Source organism: Streptomyces sp. FH025 (genome assembly GCF_017427025.1).
Classification (GTDB): Bacteria; Actinomycetota; Actinomycetes; order Streptomycetales; family Streptomycetaceae; genus Kitasatospora.
Map to the genome: position 1 here is coordinate 1 of NZ_JAFLNG010000164.1, position 12,504 is coordinate 12,504.

Below are 12,504 nucleotides of genomic sequence, written 5' to 3' on the forward strand. Positions count from 1 at the left end.
CCGAGCCGCTGCGGGTGCTCGAACTCGACCGCGACGGCTCCGACACCGGCATCGCCCGGGCCCTGGCCGCCCGCCCCCGCCAGAACGCCGAACACCACATCGCCCCGGACGGCGGCCGCTACGACGTCGTGGTCGCCACCGCTTTGTCCACCGCCTTGTCCACCGCCTTGTCCACCGCCTTGTCCACCGCCTTGTCCACCACCGGACGGCCGGAGGAGGAGGCCGCGGCGCTGGTCGGGCTCCTCTCCCCCGGCGGTCGGCTGCTGCTGCTCGCGCCCGTCACCGAACAGCTCGACCTGCTGATCACCGGCGACGCCCTCGGGCCGACCGCCCACCCCGCCGAGCGGTGGCGGGCCGCGCTCACCGCGGCGGGGTGCCCGACCGTCCTCACCCTGCCGGAGGACGGGCACCCGATGGGGCTGCTGGGGCAGGCGCTGTTCGCCGCCCGGGTGGACTGAGCCGGGGAGCCCGGGTGGGCTGAGCCGCACCGTCCGGGTGGGCTGAGCCCGGCCGTGCGCCTCACCGGCCGATGGTCCGGACCAAGGCTGGACGGCAGCCGTCAGCGGACTACGATCAACGCCATGGCCGCTACCGTGCGCTCGATCCGCTCCCGCGCCTCGCTGGGCTCGATCGCCTCCATCGCTTCCGTCGGCTCGGTGCTGTCGATCGGCTCGGTCGGCTCCCTGCTCTCCGTCGGATCGGTCGGCAGCGTGCTGTCGATCGGCTCGGCCGGCTCGGTGTTCAGCGCGCTGTCGGCCGGATCCGTCTTCAGCGCGCTCTCGGCCGGCTCGGTGTTCAGCACCCTGTCGGCCGGTTCCTGGCTCGGCGTCGGATCGGTCCTGTCGGTGCGCTCGTGGCGGCCGGGGCGGTCCCGCCGCCCCGGGTACGGCCCACCCGTGACCGACCGGTGAAGCCCCGGTCACGCACCACCACCCGATCCGTACCATTTCGATACCGAAGCCCGGATGAGCTGCGGGAATCCTCGCGGCCCGGGTCGGTACCCGGGTAGGCTCCGGCTTGTCCTCCGGGCCTTCGTGCGGGCGGCGCCGCGCCGCCCGTGCCGCGTTCCGGGGGCACACCCCCCGCGGGCCATTCGGTGGGTTCCGCGCACTCGACACCGCGCGCCAGTGCAGTCGCGCGAACGGCGAAGGGCATCGCATTGGCGGATCGGCTCACCGGAGGAGACTCCTCGCTGCTGCGGCGGATCAACGCGGCGGTCACGCTTCGGGCGCTGCGGGACGGCCACTCCGTGACCCTCACTCAGCTCGTCGGCGAGACCGGTCTGTCCCGGCCCACCGTCGAGGGCGTGATCGAGGGTCTGGTCGAGACCGGACTGGTCGCCGAGGTCGAGCAGCCCCGGGAGGACGGCCAGCCGGGCACCGGCCGAAGAGGCCGCCCGGCCCGCTGGTTCCGCTTCCGCGCCGAGGCCGGGCACATCCTCGGCATCGAGATCGGCGTCCACGACATCCGGGTCATCCTCGCCGACCTCACCGGCGAGGTGGTGGGCAGTCACTTCAAGCCGGTGGACGAGACCCTCGACGCCGAGGAGCGGCTCGCCGCCGTCCGCACCGCCGTCGCCGAGGTACTGCGCAAGGCCGGGATCTCCCGGGACAACCTGTGGTCCGTCGGCATCGGCACCCCCGGCATCGTCGACCGCGAGGGCACCATCCAGCTCGGCACCGCGATGCCCGGCTGGACCGGCCTGGACCTCGGCGCCCGACTGCGGCGTTCCTTCCGCTGCCCCGTCATCATCGAGAACGACGCCAACCTCGCCGCCATCGCCGAGCACTGGCAGGGCGCGGCGCTCGGCGCCGACGACGTGGTCTTCGTCATGGCCGGCCTCAGCCCCGGCGCCGGCTCGCTGATCAACGGCAAGCTGCACCGCGGCTACGGCGGCGCGGCCGGCGAGATCGGCGCGCTCCACCTGCTCGGGCAGGAGGTCACCCCGGAACGCCTGCTCTCCACCACCGGCAAGCCGCTCAACCCGCTGGACGAGGCCGCGGTCGCCCGCGTACTGCGGCTGGCCCGGGAGGGCGACGAGGTGGCGAAGGTCGCGATGGACCGTTTCCTCACCCGCCTGGTGCAGGGCGTCGCCGCGCTGGTCCTGGCCATCGACCCCCAGCTGGTGGTGGTCGGCGGCTGGGCGGCCGGACTGGACGGCGTGCTGGAACCGCTGCGCGAGCGCCTGGCCCAGCTCACCCTGCGCGCGCCCGAGGTGGCACTGGCGGCGCTGGGCTCGGAGGTCGTCGCGATGGGCGCCCTGCGGGTGGCCCTGGACCACGTCGAGGACCAGCTCTTCGCCGTCGACCCGCCGCGGGCGTAGGCCCGGGGCGGGGCGGCCCTCCGAACCCGCCACTCAACGGCAAAGGCCCGGACGCCGACTGGGCGTCCGGGCCTCGACCTGAGGGTGTCGGAAAAGGTTCAGGAGGCGGTGCGGACCTCGGCCGCCGCGCCGGCCGCACCGACCGGGGTGACCTCGACCAGGCCGGTCTCGCCGAAGGTCAGCTTGCAGGTGTCCGCCCGGTAGGTGGAGACGGCGAGCGCGACCAGGCGACCGGCGGAGGCGTACTGGGTGGTCATCACCAGCACCGGAGTACCCGGGGGGCGCTCCAGCAGGACGGCCTCGTCGGCCTCGGCGACACCCAGCTCGACGGCGCGGGACTCGCCGTCCACCTCCAGGCGCTCCAGCTGGCGCAGCACCGAGCGGGCCCGGTCGCTCTCGGCCCGGAAGCCCGGCAGGTGCGGCAGCGCGGAGGCCGGCACGTGCAGCGACTCGGTGGCCATCGGACGGCCCTCGACCAGCCGGACCCGACGGACGGTGTGCACGGTGGCGCCCTCGACGATGCCCAGGCTCTGCGCCAGCTGCGCGGAGGCGGGCGCGGTCGTGCAGTCGACCGTACGCCAGGCCTGGCTGCGCCCGGCACCGGGCCAGCCCTCCTCCTGCCGGCTCACCGGGACGCCGACCCGCGGGGCGGCGATCAGCGTGCCGATCCCCCGGCGGCGCACCAGGCGGCCCTCCAGCTCCAGCTGGTCGAGGGCCTGCCGCAGCGTCGCCCGGGCCACGCCGAAGCGGGCGGCGAGCTCGCGCTCGTTCGGCAGGACCTGGCCCGTGGAGAACTCCGAGTCGATGGCCCGCAGCAGCACCGTGCGCAGGTGCCAGTACTTTGGTTCCGGCACCGCCGAAAGCTGTCCCGTCGTACCCACCGTGTCCTCCACCCTGGTGCTGTCCGCCCTACGACAAGGAGGGCGGAACCCGGGCCCACCGCTCGCTGTCGCGGCAGGTGGGAGAGCGGGCCTTTATCCGTCCTTCTTTATTAAAGGTCCTTGCAGTAAGTGACCCTAGGGGCTCTGTCCGGAGATGGTCAAGACCAATGGCGGGGCTTGATGCGACCGCGACACGGATTCACGTCGCGTTCACGACAGCTGCGACGCGGGCCCCCGTCACCGCGCGTCACACTTCGGGGCGGACTCGGGCACTGGGTAGGCTGCCCGGGTGATCGTGGTGACGAGTGTGAACGTGAACGGAATCCGGGCGGCGGCCAGGAAGGGCTTCGTCGAGTGGCTGGCCGGGACGGAGGCGGACGTGGTCTGCCTCCAGGAGGTGCGCTCCGAGCCCGAGCAGCTGCCCGTCGAACTGCGCGACCTGGACGGCTGGCACACGATCTGGGCGCCCGCCGCCACCAAGGGCCGGGCCGGCGTCGCGATCCTCTCCCGCCAGCAGCCGCAGCGCACCGTGATCGGCTTCGGCTCCGAGGAGTTCGACGACTCCGGCCGGTACGTCGAGATCGACCTGCCCGGCCTGACCGTCGCCAGCCTCTACCTGCCCTCCGGCGAGGTCGGCACCGAGCGCCAGGACGAGAAGGAACGCTTCATGGCGGAGTTCCTCGTCCACCTCACCGCCCTGCGCGCCCGCGCCGCCGCCGACGGCCGCGAGGTCGTCGTCTGCGGCGACTGGAACATCGCCCACCGCCCCGAGGACCTCAAGAACTGGAAGGCCAACCAGAAGTCCGCCGGCTTCCTCCCCGAAGAACGCGCCTGGCTCTCCCGCGTCTACGACGAGGCCGGCTACGTCGACGTCGTCCGCGCCCTCCACCCCGACCGCACCGGCCCCTACTCCTGGTGGTCCTACCGCGGCCGCGCCTTCGACAACGACTCCGGCTGGCGGATCGACCTGCATTGCACAACCCCGGGCATCGCCGCCAAGGCCCTTGAAGCGACGGTAGAACGCGCCGCTAATCATGCCGAGCGCTGGTCAGACCACGCGCCGGTCACTGTGGTGTACGACCACGAGCTCTGAGTGGGCGTTTAGGGACGGTTTGCGTCGAGTGTTTTGATCAGTTTTGTCGCATTCACCATCAAGGTGCATGACGTGAAATGCCCGGAAGCTCCGCATTGGCAGGAACATTTCGGTAGACGTGGCCTACCCGACCGGACGAGTGAAATGACGACCAATGTTGATCAGTCGTGTAGCGGGTATCGGGTTGCGAGGTCACCGCAGTGTCCGGCGGAAGGGGCTTGGCGCCTGGCAGTGGTAGCGGACTGGTGGAGGGCCGTTCAGTCGGCGTGGAGGGAGCGTTCCGTGATGTTGCGAGCCATGCCTCCGAAGACCGCCCTGTGGAACGGAGCGATGGCCCACCAGTAGGCGTGTCCGGCCAGGCCGTGCGGGTGGAACAGGGCCCGCTGCCGGTAGCGCGCCCCGCGCTCGCCGTCGGGTGTGACGGAGAGTTCGAGCCAGGCAAGCCCGGGCAGGCGCATCTCGGCCCGCAGACGGAGCAGCCGACCGGGTTCGATCTCCTCCACGCGCCAGAAGTCGAGGGAGTCCCCGACCCGCAGGCGGGCCGGGTCACGGCGGCCGCGGCGCAGTCCGACGCCGCCGACCGCGCGGTCGAGCCAGCCGCGCAGGGCCCAGGCGAGGGGGAAGGAGTACCAGCCGTTGTCGCCGCCGATGCCTTCGATGACCCGCCAGACGGCGGCGGGCGGTGCGGTGACGGTGCGTTCCTGGATGTCCTGGTAGAGGCTGCCGCCGGCCCAGTCGGGGTCGGTGGGCAGGGGGTCGCTCGGGGCGCCGGGCAGGGAGGCGGAGGACCAGCGGGTGGCGACGTCGGCGTCCTTGATGCGGCGCAGGGCGAGCGTGACGGCCTGGTCGAAGCCGGTCAGCCCGTTCGGCGGGTCCGGAACCCACCGCGCGATGTCGTGCTCACCACAGACGACTTCGTAACGCAGGGACTCGACCAAGGGGCGCGCGATGGAGTTCGGCACCGGGGTCACCAGGCCGACCCAGTGGCTGGAGAGGCGGGGTGTGAGGACGGGTACGGGGACGATGAGGCGGCGGCGTAGTGCGGCTGCATGGGCGTAGCGCTGCATCATCTGCTGATAGGTGAGGATGTCGGGTCCGCCGATGTCGAAGGTGCGGTTCACCTCGGGCGGCAGGTCGGCGGCGTCGGCGAGGTAGCGCAGGACGTCGCGGACGGCGATGGGCTGGATCCGGGTCGATACCCAGCGGGGGGTGACCATCGCGGGCAGGCGTTCGGTGAGGTAGCGGAGCATCTCGAATGAGGCGCTGCCGGAGCCGATGATCACGGCGGCGCGCAGCTCGGCGGTCGGAACGCCGCTGGAGCGCAGGACGCGGCCGACCTCGGCGCGGGACCTCAGGTGGGGTGAGAGGTCCGCTTCGGGCACCGCAGCGGGTACGAGACCGCCGAGGTAGACGATCCGGGTGACGCCGGCGGCCTCGGCGGCGGCCCCGAACGCTCGTGCGGCTTCCCGGTCGGTGGTCTCGAAGGAGGGTCCGGTGCCGAGGGAGTGGACGAGGTAGTAGGCGACGTCGACGCTGTCGAAGGCCCTTGTCAGGGTTTCGGGCCGGTTCACGTCGCCGGCCGCGATGTCGACGTCGGCTCTCCACGGCTGGTCGCGCAGCCGGTCGGGGTCGCGCACCAGGCAACGCACGGAGTACCCGCGCACGAGCAGCTCGGGTACCAGACGGCCGCCGATGTAGCCGCTCGCGCCGGTCACCAGGCAGCGCTTCGAGTCGGGTCGCAAGGTTTTCATCTCTGCTCCTCGTCCGACGTCCAGGGCGCCGAGTCCCGCCGATGGCTGGAACGACGGGACCAGGATCCCGCCTTGATTTCGGAGCCCGCGACCGGGTGGATTGGTCGGCGCGTCGGCCAATCCGAGCGTTCGCCCGCTTCGAAGACCGGATGTGAGTTCTGAACCGTCCGCCCGGCCGAGGCCGTGCTCCGGTCCCGCCGCCATTCCGGGGAGGCCTTCGATGTGTGCCGTCCGCCGACCGGGTTGTTCGCCCGCCCGCTGCAAACGAGCAGGCGGATGAGCGCCGTCGTCCACCTGGCGGGCCCCGGACGGGCGGGCCCGGATCTGGAGGAACTCCTCTCCCGTGTCGCGCGCGGTGACCAGGACGCGTTCTCCAGGCTCTACGACGCGGTGGCCGGCCCGGTGCTGGGATTGGTGCGACGGGTCCTCCGCGATCCGGCTCAGTCTGAGGAGGTCGTCCAGGAGGTTCTGCTGGAGGTGTGGCGCACCTCGGCTCGCTACCGGGCTGAGCGCGGCGAGGTGATGCCGTGGGTGTTGACCATCGCCCACCGCCGCGCCGTGGACCGCGTTCGCTCCGCGCAGACCGCCGTCGACCGCGAGCAGCGCGTCGCCGTCGCCTCGCGCACCCCGGCGTTCGACGAGGTCGCCGAACAGGTCGAGGGCAGGCTGGAACGCGAGCAGGTCCGGCGCTGCATGAAGACGCTGACCGAGCTGCAGCGAGAGGCGTTGACGCTCGCGTACTACCGCGGCTACACCTACCCGCAGGTTGCCGAGGTCCTCGGCCCTCCGCTGGGCACGATCAAGACTCGCATGCGCGACGGACTGATCCGCCTGCGCGACTGCCTGGGGGTGGGAGCATGAGCGCCGCCGACCTGCACACCCTGACCGGGGCCTACGCCGCGCATGCTCTCGAGCCCGCCGAAAGCGCGGAGTTCGAACGCCACCTTGCCGACTGCCCGGCCTGCACCCAGGAGGTGGCCGAGTTCGCCGCGACCCTGGCCAGGCTCGGGGCCGCAGAGGCCGCCGTGCCGCCCGAGGCCCTCAAGGCCCGGGTGATGGCCGCACTGCCCACCGTGCGGCAGGAAGCCCCCCGGACCGCACCCGCGCCGGGTGGGGCCCGGGCCGGCGCGCGGGCGGGCGGTCGGACGAGGTTCGCTCTGGCCGCCTGCCTGGCGATCGCGGCCACCACCGGTGGCCTCGCCGTCCAGCAGCACCAGCAGGCCGACGACGCGCGCGCCCGGGCGGCCACGGTCCAATCACAGGCCGACCGGCTGACGGGCCTACTGACGGCACCCGACGTGCGCACGGCCACGGGCACCGCGGCGGGCGCAGGGGGTGTGGGGGCGGTGGTGTGGTCGCACGATCGTGGCCAGGCCGCTTTCCTCGCCTCCGGCATGCCCACCCCACCTGCGGGCACCACGTACCAACTGTGGTTCGACGACTCGGGGACGATGCGATCGGCGGGGCTGCTCCCGAGCGGGGAGGGCGCGCTGGTGCTGTCCGGGCCGTTGGACGGGGCGACAGGGGTCGGCGTCACCGTGGAGCCGACCGGGGGCTCGACGCACCCCAGTACGGCACCGGTCATGCTCTTGTCGTTCACCTGAGAGCCGGTGGTGTTCCGGGCGGCCCCCGCCGGCCGGAACACCACCCTGCCCTGATCCTCCGGCGTGCATCGGCGGTGATCCGGCCGTACAGGAGCGCGGCGATGGTGATCAACCACCCTTGTTGGTTGTCGGGTCGGCTGCAGGTAGTGCCCGGTCACGGCCGCCCGTGCTGGAAGCGGGCGGTGAGATCCTCGGGCGTGACGATCGGGGGCGGGTAGTCTCCGTCGAGGAGCCAGGGGCGGTGGATGGACGGCCCGGGCAGGTGGGCCAGTTCGGGCACCCATCGGCGTACGTAGTCGCCTGTGGGGTCGTAGCGGTCGGCCTGGCGCAGCGGGTTGAGGATGCGGTTGGGGCGGGTGTCGGTGCCGGTGCCGGCGACCCACTGCCAGTTGAGCTGGTTGTTGGCGATGTCGCCGTCGACGAGCAGGGACAGGAAGTGGGCGGCGCCGATGCGCCAGTCGAGGTAGAGGGACTTGGCCAGGAAGCTTGCCGTCAGCAGCCGGGCCCGGTTGTGCATCCAGCCCTCCTCGGCGAGCTGGCGCATCCCCGCATCGATGATCGGATAGCCGGTGCGGCCCTGCCTCCAGGCTTCGGCCTCGCGCTCGTCGTGGTGCCAGCGGTCGTCCCGGGTTCGGTAGTCGCAGTGTGCGGCATAGGGCCGGGCGGCGAGAACCTGGTGGTGGAAGTCGCGCCAGGCGAGCTGCCGGACGAAGGCCTCCGCTCCGGAGCCGCCGCGCTGGAGGGCGCTTGCCGTGAGCTCGGTGGCCGACAGGCAACCGAAGTGCAGGTACGGGGAGAGTCGGGAGGTGTCGTCGGCCGCCAGATCGTCGTGGATGTCGGCGTACGCGTCGACGTCCCAACGCCGCCAGCGCTCCCGGCCCGCGGTCTCGCCACCGCGCGGCAGGGAGGGCGAGAACGGGCCCCTGAACACGAGGTTCTCACTGCCGATGCCGTCCAGTGTGCGGATCACCCGGGGCGCGCCCAGCACGGTGCGGTGCGGGGCCTGCTGCCAAGCGCGGTGGTACGGGGTGAAGACCGCGTAGTGGTCGCGGCCCGCCGGGGCGACCCGCCCGGGCGGGACCACCGTCACGGAGGCGTCGTGGACGTGCAGGCGGTCGCCGAACAGGGCCCGCAGGCGTGCCTCGCGGCGGTGGGCGAAGGCGGTGACGCCCGCGGCGACGTGGACCGTGCCTGCGCCGGTTTCGGCGGCCACCTTGGCGGTCTGCTCGGCGGTCGCACCCCGGCGGACGATGAGCCGGGAGCCAATGCGGCGCAGCGAGGCGTCCAGGTCGGCAAGGCAGTCGGACAGGAAGGCCAGCCGGTTGGGGGCGGCGAACCCGGCGGCCTCGACGGCCGGGTCGAGGACGAACAGGGGCACGACCTGGTCGGCCACAGTGTGCGCGGTGTGCAGGACCGGGTTGTCGTGCAGGCGCAGGTCCTGGGTGAACAGGGCGATGGAGACGGTCACGGGCGGTGCCTCGCAGGTGGTGCGGCAGGGGTTGTCGGGTGCCGGCGCGGTGGCAGGGGCACGAACCCGCTGGTGCGGGCGGCGTACTCGGCCCAACCGGGCCGCCCAGCGCCGAGCTGGCGTTCAAGCATCGGCTTGCCGCTGCCGAACGCCAGCAACCAGGTCATCAGGAGCGGGCTGAGGACGAACGCCCAGCCGATCGGGCTGTCGGCGGCGAGCAGGAACAGGCCCCACCACACGCAGGCGTCGCCGAAGTAGTTGGGGTGGCGGGTGTAGCGCCACAGGCCGCGATCCATGATCCGGCCCCGGTTGGCGGGGTCGGCCTTGAAGCGGGCGAGCTGCCAGTCCCCCACCGCTTCGAAGAACAGGCCAACCGTCCACAGCGCGGTGCCCGCCCAGGCGAGCGCGCCGGGCGGGGACGGCACGTACTGGGCGGCCTGGACTGGCAGGGAGACGAACCAGACGAGGGCTGCCTGGAGCAGGTAGACCATCCGCAACGCGTACCAGGTGCGGGGTCGGCCTTCGGGGGCGCGGGAGAGCATCCGGGTGTAGCGCGGGTCCTCGGGTGTGCCCCGGGAGCGCCACCAGATGTGCCCGGCCAGCCGCAGGCCCCAGACGGTGACGAGGACGGTGGCCAGCAGCCGGCGTCCGGGATCCCCGTGACCGTCCGAGAGCACGTAGCCGCTCAGCGCCACGGCGGTGAACGCGAGCCCCCAGGCGACGTCCACGCTCCGGTGGCGTCCGGAGCGCACCCCGGCCGCGAATGCGGCCAGGAGGACGGCGAGGGCGGCGGTGGCGGTGACGGCGAGGTTGACGGCGAAGGCGGCGGCGTTCACGGCAGGTCCTGGTACCAGTCGGCGGGCCGGACGGTGGACGGCTGGCCGCCGGGGCGACGGGCGAGGATCTGGTCCACGCCCATCCGGCCTTCGGCGAATGCCAGCGAGCTGCCGGCCAGGTACAACTCCCAGAGCCGCACGGTGGGACGCCCGACCGAGGAGACGAACTCGGCCCGGCGATCGCGCAGGGTGTCGTGCCAGGCGTCGATGGTGCGGGCGTAGTGCTCGCGCATCGCCTCCGCATGGACGACCTCCAGACCGGCGTCTTCGATGAGGTCGACCGTCTGCCCGACCGGGCGCATGTGCATGTCGGGGGCGATGTAGGTCTCGATGAAGGCGCCGCCGCCCGGTGCGGTGGAGCCGCGTGACATCTGCTGGACGAGCAGGCGCCCGCCCGAGCGCAGCAGGGTGCGCAGCCGGGCGGCGAAGGCCGGGTACTGGTCCTTGCCGACGTGCTCGCCCATCTCGACGCAGCTGATCGCGTCGTAGGCGGCGGACTCGATGTCCCGGTAGTCGCGCAGCTGGACGTCGACCAGGTCCGCCACCCCGGCCTGGGCGATGCTGTCGGTCGCCCAGCGGTGCTGGTGTTCGGAGAGGGTGACGGCGGTGACGCGGGCCCCGAATCGGCGGGCGGCGTGGCGGGCGAGCGCGCCCCAACCGCAGCCGACGTCCAGCAGCCGGGATCCGGGTTCCAGCGCGAGCTTGCGGCAGATCAGGTCGAACTTGGTCTCCTGCGCCGACTGGAGGTCCTGCTGGCCGCGGGTGTAGTAGGCGCATGAGTAGGCCATGGCCGGGCCCAGGAGCAGGGCGTAGAAGTCGTTGGACAGGTCGTAGTGGTGGCTGATCACGGCGCGGTCGCGGGCACGGCTGTGCAGCGCGCCGCCGACCACCGCACGCCCGGCCGACCTTGCCGGCGGCACCCCGAGCGCGCCGAGCCGGCCCGCCGTGGCCAGCAGGCCGGGCCAGGCCCTCGGTCCCGGGACGGCGGGGCGCCGCCCGGCCATGGCCCTGCGGACCTGCGTCAGTGCGGACTTGAGGTCGCCTTCGACGTCGAGTTCGCCGAAGGCGTACGCCTCGGCCAGGCCGATTTCGCCGGGCTGCCACAGCAGCCGTCGAACCGCCCTGGGATGGCGAAGTACGACGACGGGGGCGCCCTCGGGGCCGGTGGCGGAGCCGTCCCATGCCTTGAGCCGGAACAGCAACGGCCCGGGTAGCAGCCGGCCGAGGGCCGTGTCGATTAGGGCCGCCGCTTTCATGCCATCACGTCGTCGCGGGCGAGGAGGATCTGGTGGACGTCGAGGTAGCCGGTGCGGAAGCCGGCCTCGGAGTAGGCGAGGTACAGCTCCCACATTCGCCGGAAGACCTCGTCGAACCCGAGGGCCTCAACCTGCCGGGAGCGTTCGGTGAAGCGTTCGCGCCACAGGCGCAGGGTCTCGGCGTAGTGGAGCCCGTAGGCGTCGGCGCGGGTGAGCCGCAGTCCGGTGTGGCGGGCGGCGGTCTCCTCAATCGCCCGCACGGACGGGATGAGGCCTCCCGGGAAGATGTACTTGAGGATCCAGGTGTAGGTGCGGCTGCTGGCCAGCATCCGGTCATGCGGCATGGTGATCGCCTGCAGCGCGACCCGCCCACCGGGCGCCAGGACCCGGTCGAGGGTGGCGAAGTACTCCGGCCAGAACGGCCGTCCGACGGCTTCGATCATCTCGACGCTGACCACGGCGTCGTACTGGCCCTCGGCGGCGCGGTAGTCGCACAGCCGGATCTCCGCCTGTTGCTCCTGCCCGGCGTCGGCGATCCGGCGCCGGGCGAGGGCGAGCTGTTCCTCGGAGAGGGTGAGGCTGACGACGTGGGCGCCGCGGGCGGCGGCGCGCAGGGCGAGTTCGCCCCAGCCGGTGCCGATCTCCAGCAGCCGGGTGCCGGGGCCGACCCGGGCCAGGTCGAGCAGCCGGTCGATCTTGCGGTGCTGGGCCGATGGCAGGCCGTCGCGGGTGGCGACCGGTGCACGGCCCGGGCCGGTCGGGAAGATGGCCGAGGAGTAGGTCATCGTCGGGTCGAGGAAGAGCGCGAACAGGTCGTTCGACAGGTCGTAGTGCCGGTGGATGTTGCGCCGCGCGTTCGCCACGGTGGACAGTTCCTCGTCCGGCGGGCGCTGGACGTAGAGCCGGCGCAGCCACTGCGCGCCGGTCGGCACGAGGGTCTCGGGGGCGGTGGCGAGTTCGGTGAGCAGTGCGACCAGGTCGGGGCTGTCCCAGTCGCCGGCCTGGTAGGACTCCCCGAAGCCGATCAGGCCGCTCTCGCCAACCCTGTGGAAGAAGGCACGCGGGCGGTGCAGGCGCAGGACCGGCGCACCGGGCGGGGCCGGCCGCAGGGTGCGGCCGTCGGGGAGCTCGACGCTCAGGCCGCGCCGCAGAGCCACCCGGCGCAGCAGGCGTGCGGCGACGGCCGCGCGCAGCGGCACGTTCGGCACCCGTGCGACGTCCGGCCAGCGCGCGGGGTCGACGCGGGGCGCCGGCACCGCTACCGGGGGAAGCGTGGTGGTCATGGGGCGGGC

At 72.8% G+C, this 12,504-nt stretch carries 12 protein-coding genes; 6 read left to right on the forward strand and 6 right to left on the reverse strand.

What is annotated here, in order from left to right:
• From J0670_RS14420 to J0670_RS14430, 3 genes are all read left to right on the forward strand, one after another.
• Positions 1 to 458, forward strand: a 458-nt coding sequence (locus J0670_RS14420; RefSeq protein ID WP_207811954.1) for a hypothetical protein, incomplete at its 5' end; no start/stop codon positions are given.
• 123 nt (positions 459 to 581) lie between these two features.
• On the forward strand, positions 582 to 911 hold the full coding sequence (locus tag J0670_RS14425; RefSeq protein ID WP_207811955.1) for a hypothetical protein: 330 nt from the start codon (positions 582 to 584) through the stop codon (positions 909 to 911).
• 248 nt (positions 912 to 1,159) lie between these two features.
• Positions 1,160 to 2,323 carry an ROK family protein gene (locus J0670_RS14430; RefSeq protein ID WP_207811956.1) on the forward strand — a complete coding sequence of 388 codons (1,164 nt, stop codon included), beginning with the start codon at positions 1,160 to 1,162 and terminating at the stop codon, positions 2,321 to 2,323.
• A gap of 98 nt (positions 2,324 to 2,421) precedes the next feature.
• Here J0670_RS14430 and J0670_RS14435 read toward each other — a convergent pair whose 3' ends face one another.
• Entirely contained in the window at positions 2,422 to 3,204 is a 783-nt protein-coding gene (locus J0670_RS14435) for a GntR family transcriptional regulator (protein ID WP_207811957.1), read from the reverse strand.
• Positions 3,205 to 3,493: 289 nt separating this feature from the next.
• Here J0670_RS14435 and J0670_RS14440 point away from each other — a divergent pair, with 289 nt between their 5' ends.
• A complete protein-coding gene (locus J0670_RS14440) occupies positions 3,494 to 4,297 on the forward strand; it encodes an exodeoxyribonuclease III (protein WP_207811958.1) in 804 nt (267 codons plus the stop codon).
• A gap of 257 nt (positions 4,298 to 4,554) precedes the next feature.
• Here J0670_RS14440 and J0670_RS14445 read toward each other — a convergent pair whose 3' ends face one another.
• Positions 4,555 to 6,048: an SDR family oxidoreductase gene (locus J0670_RS14445; RefSeq protein ID WP_207811959.1), complete on the reverse strand. Its 1,494-nt coding sequence runs from the start codon at positions 6,046 to 6,048 to the stop codon at positions 4,555 to 4,557.
• Positions 6,049 to 6,324: 276 nt separating this feature from the next.
• Between J0670_RS14445 and J0670_RS14450 the strand changes: the two genes are divergently transcribed.
• Positions 6,325 to 6,909 carry a sigma-70 family RNA polymerase sigma factor gene (locus J0670_RS14450; protein ID WP_207811960.1) on the forward strand — a complete coding sequence of 195 codons (585 nt, stop codon included), beginning with the start codon at positions 6,325 to 6,327 and terminating at the stop codon, positions 6,907 to 6,909.
• Complete coding sequence (locus J0670_RS14455; protein ID WP_207811961.1) at positions 6,906 to 7,652, forward strand: anti-sigma factor domain-containing protein; 747 nt, start codon at positions 6,906 to 6,908, stop codon at positions 7,650 to 7,652. Before J0670_RS14450 ends, J0670_RS14455 begins: the two co-directional genes overlap by 4 nt.
• A gap of 154 nt (positions 7,653 to 7,806) precedes the next feature.
• Here J0670_RS14455 and J0670_RS14460 read toward each other — a convergent pair whose 3' ends face one another.
• Genes J0670_RS14460 through J0670_RS14475 form a run of 4 tightly spaced genes read right to left on the reverse strand, consistent with a single transcriptional unit; the run spans position 7,807 to position 12,495 of the window.
• A complete protein-coding gene (locus J0670_RS14460) occupies positions 7,807 to 9,120 on the reverse strand; it encodes a deoxyribodipyrimidine photo-lyase (RefSeq protein ID WP_207811962.1) in 1,314 nt (437 codons plus the stop codon).
• Complete coding sequence (locus J0670_RS14465; RefSeq protein ID WP_207811963.1) at positions 9,117 to 9,956, reverse strand: DUF1295 domain-containing protein; 840 nt, start codon at positions 9,954 to 9,956, stop codon at positions 9,117 to 9,119. Before J0670_RS14465 ends, J0670_RS14460 begins: the two co-directional genes overlap by 4 nt.
• Positions 9,953 to 11,212 (reverse strand): cyclopropane-fatty-acyl-phospholipid synthase family protein, encoded by a 1,260-nt coding sequence (locus J0670_RS14470; RefSeq protein WP_207811964.1) that lies wholly within the window; start codon positions 11,210 to 11,212, stop codon positions 9,953 to 9,955. The genes J0670_RS14465 and J0670_RS14470 overlap by 4 nt, the downstream gene beginning before the upstream one ends.
• Positions 11,209 to 12,495 carry a class I SAM-dependent methyltransferase gene (locus J0670_RS14475; RefSeq protein ID WP_207811965.1) on the reverse strand — a complete coding sequence of 429 codons (1,287 nt, stop codon included), beginning with the start codon at positions 12,493 to 12,495 and terminating at the stop codon, positions 11,209 to 11,211. The genes J0670_RS14470 and J0670_RS14475 overlap by 4 nt, the downstream gene beginning before the upstream one ends.
• Positions 12,496 to 12,504: the final 9 nt, after the last annotated feature.

Coding starts and splice junctions, on each gene's coding strand:
- J0670_RS14425 (WP_207811955.1), top strand. CDS start 582: ATGGCCGCTACCGTGCGCTCGATCCGCTCCCGCGCCTCGCTGGGCTCG.
- J0670_RS14445 (WP_207811959.1), bottom strand. CDS start 6,048: ATGAAAACCTTGCGACCCGACTCGAAGCGCTGCCTGGTGACCGGCGCG.
- J0670_RS14450 (WP_207811960.1), top strand. CDS start 6,325: ATGAGCGCCGTCGTCCACCTGGCGGGCCCCGGACGGGCGGGCCCGGAT.
- J0670_RS14455 (WP_207811961.1), top strand. CDS start 6,906: ATGAGCGCCGCCGACCTGCACACCCTGACCGGGGCCTACGCCGCGCAT.
- J0670_RS14470 (WP_207811964.1), bottom strand. CDS start 11,212: ATGAAAGCGGCGGCCCTAATCGACACGGCCCTCGGCCGGCTGCTACCC.
- J0670_RS14475 (WP_207811965.1), bottom strand. CDS start 12,495: ATGACCACCACGCTTCCCCCGGTAGCGGTGCCGGCGCCCCGCGTCGAC.